The organism is Actinoalloteichus caeruleus (genome assembly GCF_049311605.1).
Taxonomy (GTDB): Bacteria; Actinomycetota; Actinomycetes; order Mycobacteriales; family Pseudonocardiaceae; genus Actinoalloteichus_B; species Actinoalloteichus_B caeruleus.
In genome coordinates this window covers 2,615,983-2,630,444 of the sequence record NZ_CP186005.1, presented here as the reverse complement: position 1 = coordinate 2,630,444, position 14,462 = coordinate 2,615,983, and the positions used below count along the sequence as shown (strand labels likewise).

The 14,462-nt window shown below is 72.7% G+C and carries 12 protein-coding genes; 6 read left to right on the top strand and 6 right to left on the bottom strand.

Features of this window, described 5'->3' with window-relative positions; translation table 11 throughout:
- Positions 1 to 6: 6 nt before the first annotated feature.
- A complete protein-coding gene (locus ACOJVX_RS11300) occupies positions 7 to 1,026 on the top strand; it encodes a DMT family transporter (RefSeq protein ID WP_026420204.1) in 1,020 nt (339 codons plus the stop codon).
- A 50-nt stretch (positions 1,027 to 1,076) separates the two neighbouring features.
- Here ACOJVX_RS11300 and ACOJVX_RS11295 read toward each other — a convergent pair whose 3' ends face one another.
- On the bottom strand, positions 1,077 to 1,655 hold the full coding sequence (locus tag ACOJVX_RS11295; RefSeq protein WP_051314277.1) for a TetR/AcrR family transcriptional regulator: 579 nt from the start codon (positions 1,653 to 1,655) through the stop codon (positions 1,077 to 1,079).
- A gap of 120 nt (positions 1,656 to 1,775) precedes the next feature.
- Between ACOJVX_RS11295 and ACOJVX_RS11290 the strand changes: the two genes are divergently transcribed.
- Positions 1,776 to 4,235 (top strand): MMPL family transporter, encoded by a 2,460-nt coding sequence (locus ACOJVX_RS11290; RefSeq protein WP_026420203.1) that lies wholly within the window; start codon positions 1,776 to 1,778, stop codon positions 4,233 to 4,235.
- A 321-nt stretch (positions 4,236 to 4,556) separates the two neighbouring features.
- On the opposite strand, the gene ACOJVX_RS11285 is transcribed toward ACOJVX_RS11290, so the two are convergent.
- Positions 4,557 to 5,423, bottom strand: a complete 867-nt coding sequence (locus ACOJVX_RS11285; protein ID WP_418153445.1) for a GNAT family N-acetyltransferase — start codon at positions 5,421 to 5,423, stop codon at positions 4,557 to 4,559.
- 485 nt (positions 5,424 to 5,908) lie between these two features.
- Positions 5,909 to 6,757 carry an SAM-dependent methyltransferase gene (locus ACOJVX_RS11280; protein WP_030107081.1) on the bottom strand — a complete coding sequence of 283 codons (849 nt, stop codon included), beginning with the start codon at positions 6,755 to 6,757 and terminating at the stop codon, positions 5,909 to 5,911.
- A 554-nt stretch (positions 6,758 to 7,311) separates the two neighbouring features.
- Between ACOJVX_RS11280 and ACOJVX_RS11275 the strand changes: the two genes are divergently transcribed.
- Positions 7,312 to 9,165 carry an alkaline phosphatase gene (locus ACOJVX_RS11275; RefSeq protein WP_026420200.1) on the top strand — a complete coding sequence of 618 codons (1,854 nt, stop codon included), beginning with the start codon at positions 7,312 to 7,314 and terminating at the stop codon, positions 9,163 to 9,165.
- Positions 9,166 to 9,294: 129 nt separating this feature from the next.
- On the top strand, positions 9,295 to 10,329 hold the full coding sequence (locus ACOJVX_RS11270) for a hypothetical protein (RefSeq protein WP_418153447.1): 1,035 nt from the start codon (positions 9,295 to 9,297) through the stop codon (positions 10,327 to 10,329).
- Between the two features lie 510 nt (positions 10,330 to 10,839).
- On the opposite strand, the gene ACOJVX_RS11265 is transcribed toward ACOJVX_RS11270, so the two are convergent.
- Positions 10,840 to 11,406: a TetR/AcrR family transcriptional regulator gene (locus tag ACOJVX_RS11265; protein WP_026420198.1), complete on the bottom strand. Its 567-nt coding sequence runs from the start codon at positions 11,404 to 11,406 to the stop codon at positions 10,840 to 10,842.
- Between the two features lie 102 nt (positions 11,407 to 11,508).
- Here ACOJVX_RS11265 and ACOJVX_RS11260 point away from each other — a divergent pair, with 102 nt between their 5' ends.
- Positions 11,509 to 12,459, top strand: a complete 951-nt coding sequence (locus tag ACOJVX_RS11260; RefSeq protein WP_422647509.1) for an NmrA/HSCARG family protein — start codon at positions 11,509 to 11,511, stop codon at positions 12,457 to 12,459.
- Positions 12,460 to 12,758: 299 nt separating this feature from the next.
- On the opposite strand, the gene ACOJVX_RS11255 is transcribed toward ACOJVX_RS11260, so the two are convergent.
- Positions 12,759 to 13,304, bottom strand: a complete 546-nt coding sequence (locus tag ACOJVX_RS11255; protein WP_418153450.1) for a hypothetical protein — start codon at positions 13,302 to 13,304, stop codon at positions 12,759 to 12,761.
- Entirely contained in the window at positions 13,301 to 13,675 is a 375-nt protein-coding gene (locus tag ACOJVX_RS11250; protein ID WP_026420196.1) for a hypothetical protein, read from the bottom strand. Before ACOJVX_RS11250 ends, ACOJVX_RS11255 begins: the two co-directional genes overlap by 4 nt.
- A 48-nt stretch (positions 13,676 to 13,723) precedes the next feature.
- Between ACOJVX_RS11250 and ACOJVX_RS11245 the strand changes: the two genes are divergently transcribed.
- On the top strand, positions 13,724 to 14,374 hold the full coding sequence (locus tag ACOJVX_RS11245) for a TetR/AcrR family transcriptional regulator (protein WP_051314275.1): 651 nt from the start codon (positions 13,724 to 13,726) through the stop codon (positions 14,372 to 14,374).
- The last annotated feature ends 88 nt before the right edge of the window (positions 14,375 to 14,462 follow it).

Below are 14,462 nucleotides of genomic sequence, written 5' to 3'. Positions count from 1 at the left end.
ACGGATGTGAGTAAACAGATCGGTATACCAAAGGAAGGGCACACCCTCCTCACCGTCGGCCTGGGTGCCCTGTTCGTGCTGTGCTGGTCCTCGGGCTTCATCGGCGCGAAGCTCGGCGCGTCCGACTCCCCGGTCGCCACCGTCCTGATGTGGCGGTTCGTCCCGCTGGCGGTGGCCCTCGCCCCGTTCCTGCTCCGTCGAGCCGGCACCCGGGGCACCGACGCGCGGAGCGACCTGGGACGGCAGGTCACGATCGGTGCGCTCTCCCAGTCGGGCTACCTGCTCACGGTGTACTGGGCCATCGGCCTCGGGGTCAGCACCGGGACCACCGCGCTGATCGACGGCATGCAACCCCTCGTCGTGGCCGCCCTGGTCGGCCCGCTGCTGGGTGCCGCCGTGACCGGACGGCAGTGGACCGGCCTGGGCCTCGGCTTCGTCGGTGTCGTCCTGGTCACCTGGTCCGATGCCACCGCCCCCGGCAACGACGTCCCCACCTGGGCGTACCTGGTGCCCTTCGCCGGCATGCTCTGCCTGGTCGCGGCCACCTTCCTGGAGAGGCGGGCTCCGACCTCCACGCCTCCGATGCGCGCGCTCGCCGTGCACTGCGCGACCTCGGCGGTGATCTTCTCCGCGATCGCCCTGGCGACCGGCACGGCGGCACTGCCGACCTCGGGCCAGTTCTGGATCGCGATGTCCTGGCTGGTCGTCTTCTCCACCTTCGGCGGCTACGGCCTGTACTGGTACCTGCTCCGCCGGGTCGGGGTCACCCAGGTGAACACGCTCATGTTCCTCGTGCCGCCGGTGACCACGCTGTGGGGTGGGCTGATGTTCGACGAGCCCCTCACCGCTGGCACCGCCGTGGGCCTCACCCTCGCGCTGGCCGCCACCTGGCTGGTCACCCGCGCCTCGGGTGGCCTGGGACGGCGCCCCGGCGGGCGCCCCTCCCGGCAGGCGGGCGGCGCTGATCCGGCACCGCCCCCGACCCTCGTGGAACCGGGAGCCGAGCGGGACCGCGCCTGGTCATGACCGGCTGGGCCGGGAAGGCGTGACGCGGCGCGCCGCCAGCGGGGTGGCACTCATCCGACGTCCTCGGGCTCCCGCCACGCGCCGATGCCCAGCAGCACCTTCCACAGCCAGTCCGCCGCGACGACCGGTGAGGGCAAGGGGTCACGCGCCACCCAGGCGGTGATCACCCCGAGGGCACTGCCCGCGATCCCGGAGGCGAAGACGTCGACGGGCAGGTCGACGAGAGCCGCCGGTCGGGCCGTGCCGACGGCGTCGATGACGATGAGTTCGATCCGGTTGCGCAACCGGGCGGTGACCAGCGTCGACCCGTGGTCGCCGAGGACCCGCCGGTAGAGGGCGGCGTGGGACGCGATGTGTTCGAGGTAGGTGAGCAGCTCGACCGGCATCCTCGGGGTCCCGGCGGCCACCGACACCTCGGGCAGTTGCGTCGACACGTCGTGGAGGGCGTCCTCCAGTGCGTCGGCGAGCAGCGTCTCCTTGTCGGCGTAGTGCTGGTAGAAGCTGCTGCGGTTCACCCCGGCGCGGACCGTGATGTCGCTGACCGTGACCTCGTCGAGTGGTCGCTCGCGGGCGAGCTCCAGGAGAGCGTGCCGGAGGCTCGCTCGGGTGCGGGCAACGCGGGGATCCATGGCGGGCATCGTCTCACGTGTCCAGCGCCACCCGGACAGTTATCCGACACACGTTGGATAACCGACAGTCGTCGGATAAGTTGGCGGCCAGCAACAGTCCATTCCGACGAAAGGCGTACGGTGGCCAACCTCCTGTACCGGCTCGGACGGTTATCCGCGCGACGCGCGTGGGCCGTCATCGCCACGTGGATCCTCGCGCTCGCGGTCGCGGCCGGTGCCTTCCTCACGCTCGGCGGCTCCCTGGCCACGAACTTCTCCATCCCGGGCACCGAGACCGAGCGGGTCAACGACAGCCTCACCGAGCAGTTCCCCGAGCTCACCGGTGCCACCGCCTCCGTCGTGTTCGCCACCGACGGCGAGTTCGGCGAGTCGGAGCGCGAGCGGATCGACGAGCTCCTCAACGACCTGACCGAGGTCGACGGCGTCACCGCGGTGACGAACCCGTTCGAGACCGAGGCGGAACGCGACGCCGCCGAGGGCCAGGTCACCGGCGGCCAGGCGATGATCGAGGGCGCGCGTTCGGAGCTCGAGTCCTCCTCCGACGAGTTGGAGGCGGGGCAGGCACAGCTCGACGCCGCGATCGAGCAGGCGCGGGCAGCCGGCGCCTACGAGCAGGCCGCCGAGGAGTTCGAACGGCAGCAGGCCGAGCTGGACGCCGGCCGCGAGCAGCTGGAACAGGGCCTGCGGGAGATCGAGGCTCAGGAGGCGGAGCTCGAACACGGCGCCGCGCTCATGGAGTTCGCCTCCACCGTCCGCACCGTGTCCGAGGACGGTGGAACGGCGATCGCCACCATCGCCTTCGAGGAGACGATGTTCGAGCTGCCGGACAGCGTCAAGGCCGAGGTCGTCGACGTGCTCTCCGCCGCCGAGATCGACGGCGTGCGGATCGACTGGTCCTCGACCATCACCACCTCCACCGAGGGCATCATGGGTCCGGGCGAGGTCATCGGCGTCATCGTCGCCGGCCTGGTGCTGCTGATCATGATGCGCGCGTTCCTGCCCGCGATCACCCCGCTGATCAGCTCGCTGGTCGGCGTCGGCGTCGGCGTCGCCGGTTCGCTCGCCTTCTCCGGTCTCGTCCCGATGGCCTCCATCACTCCGGTGCTCGGGGTGATGCTGGGCCTCGCCGTCGGCATCGACTACTCGCTGTTCATCCTCAACCGGCACCGCAAGCAGCTGCTCGCCGGCATGGACGTGGACGAGTCCATCGGCCTGGCCAACGGCACCGCCGGCAACGCCGTCGTGTTCGCCGGCAGCACCGTCATCGTCGCGCTGGTCGCGCTGGGCGTGACCGGGATCCCGTTCCTGGCCACGATGGGCGTCGTCGGCGCGGCCTGCGTGCTGGTCGCGGTCCTCGTCTCGATCAGCCTCACCCCAGCCCTCCTCGGGCTGTTGGGGACGCGGGCCCTGGGCCGGAAGGCGCGCGAGACGATCGGCGACCAGCGGCACACCGACACCGAGGTCCGGCCGCTGCGCACCCCGCGCGCGCTCGGCGCGGTCGCCCTGGCGACCCTCGGACTGCTCGTGCTGGCCGTCCCCGCCCTCTCGATGCGCCTCGGCCTGCCCGAGGGCTCCTCGGAGGCACCGGACACCACGCAGTACCAGGCCTTCAAGACCATCGAGTCGGAGTTCGGAGCCGGGGTGAACGGCCCCCTGATCGTGGTCGCCGAACTGCCCGGTGGCGTGGACGAGAACGAGGTGACGGCCACCCAGGCCGGGGTCGCCTCGGAGCTGATGGAGCACGCGGACGTCAGCGCGGTGGCGCCCATCGTCGTCTCCGACGAGCGCGACGTGTTCCTGTTCCAGGTGCTCCCCGTGGAGGGCCCCTCGAGCGAGTCGACGGAGAACCTGGTCCGGGACCTGCGCGGGATGGCCCCGCTGTCCGGGGAGGCCACCCTGGGCGTGGCGGGACAGGCCTCGGGCAACATCGACGTCTCGGAGAAGCTCGCCGACGCGCTGCCGATCTACCTGGTCGTCGTGGTCGGCCTCTCCCTGCTGATCATGATCGTGGTGTTCCGGTCGCTGCTGGTGCCGCTGATCGCCACCGCCGGCTATGTCCTGTCGCTGTTCGCCGCGTTGGGGGCGGTCACCGCCATCTACCAGTGGGGGTGGTTGTCCGACGTCTTCGGCGTGCACGAGCCGGGACCGGTGCTGAGCTTCGGCCCGATCATCATCATGGGTGTCCTGTTCGGGCTGGCGATGGACTACCAGCTCTTCCTGGTCTCCGGGATGCGTGAGGCGCACGTCCACGGGATGCCGGCCAGGGCAGCCGTCGTGCAGGGGCTGCGCCAGGGCCGGGCCGTGGTCACCGCGGCCGCGATCATCATGATCTCCGTCTTCGGCGGTTTCGTCTTCAGCGAGCTCGGGATGGTGCGACCGCTCGGGTTCGGCCTGGCGATCGGCGTCCTCTTCGACGCGTTCGTGGTCCGGATGGTGCTGGTGCCCGCCCTGATGCACCTGCTGGGCGAGAAGGCGTGGTACCTGCCGAAGTGGCTGGACCGGATCATGCCCGACGTCGACGTCGAGGGCGCTTCCCTGGAGCGCGCGCACTCCCCGAACGGGAGCGCGGCGACCTCCTGACCTCGTGCTCGACGGGCCCGTCCGGACCTCGGTCCGGGCGGGCCCTCGTCGTTCCGGTACCCGTTCCACGCGGCACCGGGTCCCTCGTCGGTGTCGGCGCGCTGACAGGCGCGCGGGGGACGTCGTACCGCCAAGGGAGGGCGAGGGCGGGTGGGGCGACGGGACCGCCGGCCCCCGGCCAGGACACCCGCGCGGCCCCGGTTCCTGGAGCCGTTCGAGGTGGCCCCTCCCCGACGCGGTTCCGCCGCCCGTCGGCGGTCCTCCGGCGGGCGCGACCGCCGGCGCCGGGCGAACGCGACCCGTGCCCGTCCGGTGCCCGGGCTAGGGAGCCCGGCGGAGGTCCCGGGTTTCGGGCCATCGCTGGAAGCCGGCCGACGCGTAGGTCGCTACGGCGGCGAGGTTGGCGCTCGGGGTGCGGACGACCGCGCTCGACGAACCCAGTTCCCGCAACGCGGCCGCCGCCGCGACCACGATCGCCCGACCATGCCCCTGGCCGCGGTGGTCCCGGTGCACTCCCATCGGTTCGAGCAACCCGGGCCGTCCCGGCCCGGCCGACCACACCGTCGCGGCCGCCACCGCCCTGCCCTGACGGTCGTGGGCGACCAGGCAACGGGCGTCGGCGTAGGGGGCGCCGGCCGCCATCGCCCGCCAGCGGTCCTCGGTGAACGTCGACCCGTCGAAGGACGCCCGCTGGACGGCGGCGCGGACCCACGCCCGGTCCGGTGTGGTCACCTCGATCCGAGGGCCGGGGGCCGGCACCGGGTCGGCGAGGTCGCGGCGCAGCGGCGTCCACGCTTCGCCGGGCACCCAGCCCCGCTCCGCCAGCCGGTCGCGGACCAACGCGCCAGGTGGGGCCTCCACGTACGCCTCACCCTCCCCCAGGACCCCGCACGCCGGTTCGGTCACGTCCTCCGCCAGCCGTCGGGCCAACTCCTCGTCCCGCTCGACGTGTGGCGCGATCGCCAGTCGCACCAGGTCAGGGCCGTCCAGCAGGCCCATCGCGAGGACCCGGCCGCCTCGGCTCCAGGTCCGGACCGCTCGGGCGGTGGCCTCCGCGCCGAACCGCCAGAACCAGCCCAGGTCCCCGGGGTGCGGCCGCTCCGGCGCCCCGTCGTCCTGCCACGCCCGCAGTACGTGCGCTACCGCGCTCAAGCCGTCGACTTCCGGAGTACCCAGGAGAAACGTCACACCACCGATCACACCCCACCGGACCGAGCCGCCGCACCTGATTTGCCGCCCGGTCTGGTGGCGCTTGGAACGCGCGGGGAGAACTCGACGCGGGTGGCGTGGTGGTGTGGCCACGCCAGCCCCGGTTGCGGAGCCCAGGCCCGGTGTCCGGTGCGGGCGTGCTGCCGGCGCCTGGTCCTCGGCCGTCGGGTCCACCTGGGCGCCACTCCACGGGCATCGACGCCCACGCCCACCAGCCCACGAGAAGGCATCGACGCCGGGCGGTCGTGGTGGGCTCGGCGCGTCCACGACGGCCGGGTCGCCGACGGGTGCCCCCGGCCCGCGGGATGCGCACTCACGGGCCGTGCGCGGGGCAGGTCTGGTCGCCTCGTTGTCCTGGCCGACGACGAGCGGAGCGTGGAGGCAGCCGCGCGACCAGCGTCGACGACGATCGTGGACCTGCCGTGCCTCCTCCCATCCACGGCGCCGGACCACCCCGGGGACGGTCAGCGGCGGCCGGTCACGAGGAGTGTCGGGTGCACCAGGTAGTAGCCGGGGTCGTCGAGGACGTACCCCTGGCCGCCGGGGGTGAGCAGGGTGCCGAGGAGTCGGATGTCCTCGTCGCCCAGGCCCGCCTCGGCTCCTCGGGAGCGGGCGGCCTCCAGGAGCTCGGGCCACACCACCCGTTCCAGGTAGGGGCGCGCGGTCGGGTCGTCGTCGACGGGGAAAGCGACGCGGGGGAAGACCTGGACCCGGATGTCGCGCAGTCCGGCGGCGACCATCCAGTGGACGTGGCGGTCGTAGTGCCGTTCCCCGCCGCCGGGCAGGCCCCAGTTCAGCTCCGAGGCGGTGCGCAGCGCGCGTTGCAGCCGCGCGTGGCCCGGCAGGAACATCGACTGGTAGTAGTTGCTGGTGAAGAGCCCGAGGACCCCGTCGGGCGCCAGCGCGCCGGCCATCGCCGCGACGACGGCGGCGGGGTCCTCGAAGTTGCCAGGCCAGACGACGTCGCTGCCCCAGATCGCATCGAAGGCCCCTCCCGATCCGGTGGCCTCGTCGAGGGTGGCCAGCAGGTCCCCGGCGCGGAGGCGGACGCGGTCGGCCACCCCCTCCTCCTCGGCGTGGGTCCGGGCCAACGAGAGCACGTCGGGGTTGAGATCCACCCCGAGGACCTCGGAGTCCGGCCCGGCCGCGCGCGCGAGGGCCACCAGTCCGCCGCCCGCGCCCGTGCCGGCGTCGAGCAGCCTGCGACGCCCGGACAGGCCCAGGGTCTCCACCGCCCGCTCGACCGCTGGGGCGACGAAAGCCCTGTTGCTCAGCAGGTAGGTGACCAGCCCGGTCCGCCGCAACTCCGTCATGCGAAACCTCCGTAGATGAAAATGATTTCCATTGTATGGAGTCGGTGGCGGCGGGACGCACCGGCCCACTCCCACCGGGCGGCATGGGCCCGACGGCGTGGAGGACGTCCGACCGACGTGGACCGTGTGGTGGCGGGCCGGACGCCCGGAACACACCCCGATGACGGGCCGCTCCCCCGACCCACCGCGGCCCCAGGGGCGACGAACGCTCCCACGCCCCGGACTGCGAGGAGGCGTTCCCGTAGCGGCCCGGCCCGGCCGGCCTGACGGCCATCAGCTCCGCACTCCCCGGAGCGGGGTGTCCCGCGGGCGGCCGGCATGGGGCCCCTGGCGACCACCGGTGAGCCCGAGGACACCCCCGCGCGACACGGCCGAGGCGCCACCCGCCGTGCTCACGACGGAACAGACGGTCTGGATCAGTCACCACGTCGGCAGAGGTTCACCCGGAAGCCGGCTACCGATCGTGTCCGCGTCACCTTCGGCAGAAAACGTGCGAGGGCCGCGTAAGCCACGTCCACGCGGCATCGGACCCACTGACACGGAACGAGGAAGCAATGAGCAGCAGAGTGCTCAAGCGCACTCGCGGTCTCGTCGTCACGGGAGCGGCCCTGGGCATGGCCGCCGCTCCCCTGTCGACCGGCGTCGCGGGCGCGGAGGAGACACCCGTGCCCAAGAACATCATTCTTCTCATCTCCGACGGCGGCGGTTACGGCCACTTCGACCTGCCGAGCCTCTACGAGCAGGGGCAGAGCTACGGTCAGGCCTCCGTCGACCCCGCCACCGGCGCCGTGGAGCACGTGCCCGGCACCGCGAGCCAGGTGTACGAGTCGTACCCGGTCCAGGTCGGGCAGTCCCACCACTCCGCGAACGGCCGCGCCGAGTACGTGACCGAGGACGCCTGGGGCTCGTTCGACTGGGTGGCCTCCGGCGCCACCGACTCGGCCGCCGCCGGGACCGCGCTGGGCACGGGTGTCAAGACCAACAACGGCGTCCTCGGCTACACGCCGGACGGGGACCGCCTGCTGACCGTCGGCGAGCAGGCCATCGAGGTCGGCAAGAAGGTCGGCCTGGTCACCTCGGTGCCCTTCAACCACGCCACCCCCGCCGGGTTCATCGCGCACAACGCCGACCGCAACGACTACCAGGGCCTGGCGACCGAGATGATCGACAGCGGTGTCGACGTCCTCATGGGCGGCGGCCACCCCAACTTCACCGACGCCCACACCCGCCGGGCATCGGACTGGACCTGGATCTCGCAGGACGACTTCGAGCGGGTGAGCACCGGCGGAACCGACTTCACCTACATCGAGGAGCGGTCCGACTTCGACTCCCTCGCCGAGGGCGGGACGGTCCCGGAGAAGGTCTTCGGCCTCGCCCAGGTCGCGGAGACCCTCCAGTACAACCGTCCCGGGCTGGAGAACGACGACGTCCTCCCCTGGAGCGACCCGCTCAACGCCGTTCCCGGCCTGGACACCATGACCGAGGGTGCGCTCAACGTCCTGGAGCAGGGCGACGAGGGCTTCTTCCTCATGGTCGAGGGCGGTGCGGTCGACTGGGCCGGTCACGCCAACCAGACCACCCGCACGGTGGAGGAGCAGATCGACTTCAACCGCGCCGTGGAGGCCGTGGACGAGTGGGTCGAGGCCAACAGCAGCTGGGACGAGACCCTGGTGATGGTCACGGCCGACCACGAGACCGGCTACCTCGCCGGCCCGGACTCGAACCCGACCTGGACCCCCATCACCGGTGAGGCGGGTGCGCTGCCCAACGTCTCCTGGCACTCCGGTGGCCACACCAACGGCCTCGTCCCCTTCTACGCCAAGGGCGCCGGCTCGGAGGTCCTCCAGGCCCGGGCCAACCAGTGGGACATCGTCCGGGGGGCCTACCTGGACAACACCGACATCGGCGAGGCCGTCTTCGACTTCCTCGGTCACGCCCCCGCCTCGGGTGACTCCTCGGTGGCGCTGGAGGCCAGCGTCCCGCTGCCCACCACCGGTGGTGCGCTGAGCATGTCGGTCGCCGACGCCGGTTCCGTCGTCCTCGAGGGCGACCCGCGCGGCCAGTCCGGTTCCCTGCCGCACGTCACCGTGACCGACACCCGCGACGAGGTGCAGTCGCGCGGTCAGGGCTGGACGGTCTCCGGCAGCGCCAGCGAGTTCGTCGCCGGTAACCGCCGGTTCGGCGCGGAGAACCTGAGCTGGAGCCCGAAGGTGGTCGAGTCCGAGTCCGGCGCCTCGGCCGGCCCGGAGGCCGCCTTCGACGGTCCGGCCGCCCTGGCCGACACCGACCGGGTGAGCCGCTTCGGGACGACCGTCCTGGGCGCGGACCTCGGCCTCGTGGTGCCGGAGGAGGCCCGTGGTGGTCGCTACGGCAGCGAGATCACGCTGACGCTGTTCGCCAAGGACTGATCGACGTGGGCGGGGTGGAGCGGGGACGCACCCTGCTCCACCCCGTCTTCCGTTTCCCGGTCCGGAGCTGGTCCTCCGGCCGGGACGAGGTGGAGCGCCGCGCGGACGCGCGGCAGGAAGGAGCCGGGTGTGTCCACCACCCCGCAGTCACCACGCCAGTTCCGGTCCCGTCCCGGACGGGCGTTCGCCGCGTTGGCCCTGACCACCGCGTTCCTCGGTCTCGGCGCGGGCACGGCCGCCGGGGACGCGGAGGCGCCCGTGCGGTGGAGCGTCGCCCCGGCTACCGGGGACGGCCCGGACGGTCGCCTGTCGCTGCGGCACGTCGCCGATCCCGGCGAGGAGGTGTCGGACGCCGTCGCGGTGACCAACCTCGGCACGGAGCCGGCCGAGTTCGCGGTGGCGGTCGGGGATGGCGTGGTCGGGCAGAGCGGTGTCTTCGACATCGCCACCGGGGAACCGACGGGGTCCGGCAGCTGGATCAGCGTCGGAGGGCTCGACGAGGGCACCGTGACCGTGCCCGGTGGCGAGACGGCGGTGCTGCCGGTGATCGTGGAGGTCCCCGAGGACGCGACGCCGGGTGACCACCCGGCGGGCATCGCGGTGGGGGTGTCCACCGACGAGGACGGGATCACCGTCCAGCGCCGGATCGGCGTCCGACTGCACCTCCAGGTGGCCGGCGAGCTGGAACCCGCGCTGGCGGTCAGCGCGGAGGGGACCTCGTACCGCCGCTCGTCGTGGGTGCCGTTCTCCCCGGGAACGCTGGTCGTCGACTACGAGATCGCCAACGAGGGCAACGTGCGGCTGGGGGCGGCCACCACGCTCGACGCGGAGGGCCTCTTCGGCCTCGGATCGGCGCGGGACTCGGACGGGGTGGACGAGCTGCTCCCGGGCGACGTGGTGTCCCGGTCCGTCGACGTCGAGGTCTCGCCCTGGTTCCTGCTCTTCGGTGACCTGTCGGTGACCGCGTTGGCCGTGGGTGAGGACGAGGTGTCCCCGCCGGAGGTCGCCTCCCACGGGTTCACGCGGACGGCCGTGCCCTGGACCGAACTGGCGGTTGTCGTCGTGCTGGCCGGCGTGGTGGGGATGGCGCTGGCCCGGCGCCGGCGCACCCGAATGGCAGCGACGACCGCGAGCGCGTCGGTGGGCGAGGGTGCGGAGTCCTGACCGGACGCGATCCTCGGCACGCGGCGGGCGAGGTGGACGACCGGTCCGCAGTCCGGCGCGGCCACGGGTAGGGCAGTCAGCGGAGCGACCCGCCTCCATCCACCGCCGGTGAGCGAACGACGACCGCCCTCGGCCCCACCCCCGCGCGTCGCCGAACTCCCCTCCCCACGGCACCCATGACGAGCGCCGGAGCGTCGGGACGTGAGCCGACGGCGACACCGTCGAGGAGGAATCGCCGACGACCTCGTGCAACCCGCCGTGGGCCGTTCCCTCCGAGGAGCGCACCCGCTCCGCGTGACGCGTCGGTGTGCGGCACACCACCGGAGGCATCGTGTCGGTCGTCCGCGCCACGCCGGGGAATCCCGCTCCGCCACCAGACCGGTTCGCATCCTCCTGCCGGCGACGGCGACCCGGGCCAGGGGACGTGGGCCGTTCCCCGTCCGGCGGACTGACTCCGCACGCGGTCCACGCCTGAGCGTGGGACGGACCTGGTCCGTCCCCAGGGCTCGCTCAGGTCCGAGGGCTCAGGCCCGTGACGGCCAACCGGAACAACCGGTCCGCCTGGGCACCGGGGTCAGGGTGGTGCTCCGTGGCCAGGGCGATGCCGACGGCCAGCGTGATCAGGTCCGGGACGGTGACGTCCTCGGCCACGGCCCCGTCCTCCACGGCAGCGCGCAGCAGCGGGGCGGCGGCTTCCTCCAGGGCGTCCGAGCAGCTGTTGCCGTGCGCCTGGGCCGACTCGGCTCCGTCGTAGGCCAGCGCGACCGCCAGTCCCCGGGCGGAGACGCAGTAGGAGACGACCTCGCCCAGCCAGTTCACGAGCGCGGTCCGGCTGTCGGCCGCGCCGGCCAGTTCGTGGGCGCGGACGCACAGGGCCTCGATCCGTTTCCGGGAGACCGCCTCCAACAGCGCTCGGCGAGTGGGGAAATGCCGGCGCACGGTCGCCGAGCCAACCCGCGCGGTGCGGGCGATCTGTTCCATGGAGGCGTCGGCGCCACGGGTGGCGACCTCGTCCTCGGCCACCGCGAGGATGTGCGCGTAGTTGCGCCTGGCGTCGGCACGCTGGCGCTCGGGCATGTCGTCACCTCCAGGTTTGCCAAGTGGCGGGGCCCGCCGTATCGTACCCGAACACAAACGGCGGGGCCCGCCACTTACGTCTCCACCCAGTCGAGGAGCAGCATGCCCACGAATCCCGCGCCCGTCCTGGTCACCGGCGCCACCGGCAGGCAGGGGGGCGCCACCGCCCGCGCCCTGCTCGCCGACGGCGTTCCCGTGCGTGCCCTCGTGCGCGACCCCGCGACCGACCGAGCGAAGGCCGTGGAGGAACTCGGCGCCGAACTGGTCACCGGCGATCTCCACGACCGCGACTCGGTGATCCGCGCGGCCGAGGGAGCCCGCGCCGTCTTCTCCGTGCAGATGCCCCGCATGAGCGAGGACGGGGTCGACTTCGCCGGGGAGGTGGTCCAGGGCCGCAACCTCGTCGAGGGCGCGAAGGCGGCCGGAGTACCCCAGTTCGTGCACACGTCGGTCTCCGGCGCCGGCCAGCACACCGGGACCCCCGGCTGGGCCGAAGGCCACTGGTCCTGGATGGAACCCACTCTCGGTGCGAAGTGCGCGGTCCAGGACCAGGTCCGCGCGGCCGGCTTCCCGCACTGGACCATCCTCAAGCCGGTCTTCTTCATGGAGAACTTCCTCCCGTCCATGGCCTACCTCTTCCCGCGCGGCATCGAGGGCGGCCTGGTCACCCTCCTGCGCCCCGAGGTCCGGATACCCGTGGTCGCGGTGGCCGACATCGGCAGGGCGGCGGCCGCCGCCATCGCCGCACCGCGGCGGTTCGACGGGGTCGAACTGGAACTGGCGAGCGACTACCTGTCGATGGCGGAGGTCGCCGAGGTCCTCTCCCGCGTCCTGGGCAGGCGGTTGTCGGCCCCGGACATGACCGAGGAGGAGGCCGTCGCCGCCGGCATGCCGCCGATGGGTGCCTCGCACACGTGGCTCAACGCCGCCGGCCAGCCGGGCCGCCCCCGGTTCGCGCGGGATCTCGGCATCCCGCTCACCAGCTTCGAGGACTGGGCCCTGGAGCACATGCGGGCCGAGGTGGGGCAGGCCCCCGGTTCTCCCGCCGGCTGAGGGACGCACCCCCTGACCGGACCCGAGCCAGCGCGGAGCGGGCTCGAGGTGGCGTGGAGGCATGGGTCCGCGCCCCCGTCAGGGCGACGTCCGAGTGGGATGCCGGTCTCGGTGGCCTCGTTCGCCTGCCTGGCGACGCCGCCGCGTGGAGCCGCGTTGCCAGTGGTCCTCGCCGGGCGAGGTGACCGAGACCGCCCGCACGAGGACCAGCTCCAGGGGCTTACCCGGCCCGCTCCTGATGGGTAGGCGCTCGCCGGACGCGCGGTGGGGGACCGTGCATTCGGTCCGCAGTCGACCCGTCAGGCCCGGGCGACATCAGCGGACGCTCGCGCTTCGCGCAGCTCCGATCGGGCGCGGACGATCTCGCCGACGAGGAGAGGGCCGAGGAAGAACACGGCGAGCACGGTGCCGAACGCCACCCAGGAGAGCAGCGCGACCCCGGAGTCCGCGATCGAGGCGGTGCGGTGGCCCACCCAGATCGCGACCGCCGCGAGGCTCGCCAGGGCGCAGAGCATCGCGGCGAGGCGGTGCCGCGCCCACGCGGCCAGCCCCAGGACGGCGACCATCGGCGGCAGGAACATGCCCAGTTCGTGGTCGCGCACGATGAACACGACGTAGGAAGCGGTCGCGATCAGCGTGGATGTGAGCGGGAATCGGGCGAACGACGCGAGCGCGACGCACCCGAGAACCACCATCGCGAAGGCGAGGGCGTCGACCGGGCGGGTCGGGCCCCACCCCGCCGCCGGGGTGAACGGGTCGCCCGTGACGGTGCCGATCGTCGCCCCGAGTTCGACGATCAGCACGACGAAGGCGACGACCGGCCAGATGAGCGTCCGGCGCGTCATGTCCACACCACCGCGACGATGACGTCGGTGACGCCGAGCCCGCCGGCGGCGTGGAACAGCTGTCGCACCGAGGCGGTGTCCGCTCCCCGACGGCGTCGCGCGATGAGCGCGGCGACGAGCGCCCCGAGAGCGACGAGGGCGATGCCGAGCTTGACGATCACCTTGACCTCGTCGACATCGAGCCCCTGCAGGCGCCGCGCGGCGATGAGGGCGTTGCCGGTGACGACCTGCACGATCGCGCCGGTGAGCATCAGGCGCAGGCGGAACGCCTCCCGGCTGCGGAGTTGCAGGAGGAAAGGACCGATCAGGGCCGCGAGGCCGAGGAAGTGGGCGACCAGGAGCGCGAGGCGCGTGATCTCTAACAGCGACATGTTCCTCCTAGGGGTGAGTAAGTATTCACTCACCCCTAGAGTGGCAGTATGCCGCTACCCAGGTCAACTTCGACTCCGCGCGGCGACGCACCGTCCGCCTACGAACGCATCCTGGACGCGGCGGCGGTCGTCATGCGCCGCGACGGGCTCATGCGCGCCACCACCAAGGAGATCGCCCGCGAGGCCGGCTGCTCGGAGGCGTTGCTCTACAAGCATTTCCCCGACAAGCGCGACATCTTCCTGCGAGTGCTGACCAACCGCTCACCGCGGCTCGATCTGGCCGGGGGACTGGCTGGCACCGGCACGGTCACCGCCAACCTGGAACATCTCGTCGCGAACCTGCTGCGGTTCTACGAGCAGGGTTTTCCGATCGCCGCATCGATCTTCGGCAACACCGAACTCCTGCGCGCTCACCGACAAGCGATGGTCACCCGCGGCGCCGGCCCCCACGGCCCCTCGGCTGGCCTCGCCCGCTACCTCGACCAGGAGGTCCGACTCGGCCGGCTGCGCGACCTTGACGCCGACGCCGTCGCACGCCTGCTCACCGGCGCCGCGCTGCACGAAGCGTTCCTTGCCGCCTACACGGGCGAGCCGGTACCCGACCCGACGGCCCTCGCCCAGCGCCTCGTCGCGGCCCTCGACCTCTCCCCGCCACAGGAGGAACGGCGCGACGAACCGGCACCGGACCGAGGAGCGTGACCAACCGACGCGATCGGCGCTGCCACCATCCCGCTCGGTCGCGGTGACCTTCCACGTCACGCGGATCCGCCCCCCTCGGGGCGCTTCG

What these genes read in the sequence shown, in the direction of transcription:
- ACOJVX_RS11295 (WP_051314277.1), bottom strand. Translation starts at nt 1,655, where the DNA reads ATGGATCCCCGCGTTGCCCGCACCCGAGCGAGCCTCCGGCACGCTCTC.
- ACOJVX_RS11280 (WP_030107081.1), bottom strand. Translation starts at nt 6,757, where the DNA reads ATGACGGAGTTGCGGCGGACCGGGCTGGTCACCTACCTGCTGAGCAAC.
- ACOJVX_RS11275 (WP_026420200.1), top strand. Translation starts at nt 7,312, where the DNA reads ATGAGCAGCAGAGTGCTCAAGCGCACTCGCGGTCTCGTCGTCACGGGA.
- ACOJVX_RS11265 (WP_026420198.1), bottom strand. Translation starts at nt 11,406, where the DNA reads ATGCCCGAGCGCCAGCGTGCCGACGCCAGGCGCAACTACGCGCACATC.
- ACOJVX_RS11260 (WP_422647509.1), top strand. Translation starts at nt 11,509, where the DNA reads ATGCCCACGAATCCCGCGCCCGTCCTGGTCACCGGCGCCACCGGCAGG.
- ACOJVX_RS11255 (WP_418153450.1), bottom strand. Translation starts at nt 13,304, where the DNA reads ATGACGCGCCGGACGCTCATCTGGCCGGTCGTCGCCTTCGTCGTGCTG.
- ACOJVX_RS11250 (WP_026420196.1), bottom strand. Translation starts at nt 13,675, where the DNA reads ATGTCGCTGTTAGAGATCACGCGCCTCGCGCTCCTGGTCGCCCACTTC.
- ACOJVX_RS11245 (WP_051314275.1), top strand. Translation starts at nt 13,724, where the DNA reads ATGCCGCTACCCAGGTCAACTTCGACTCCGCGCGGCGACGCACCGTCC.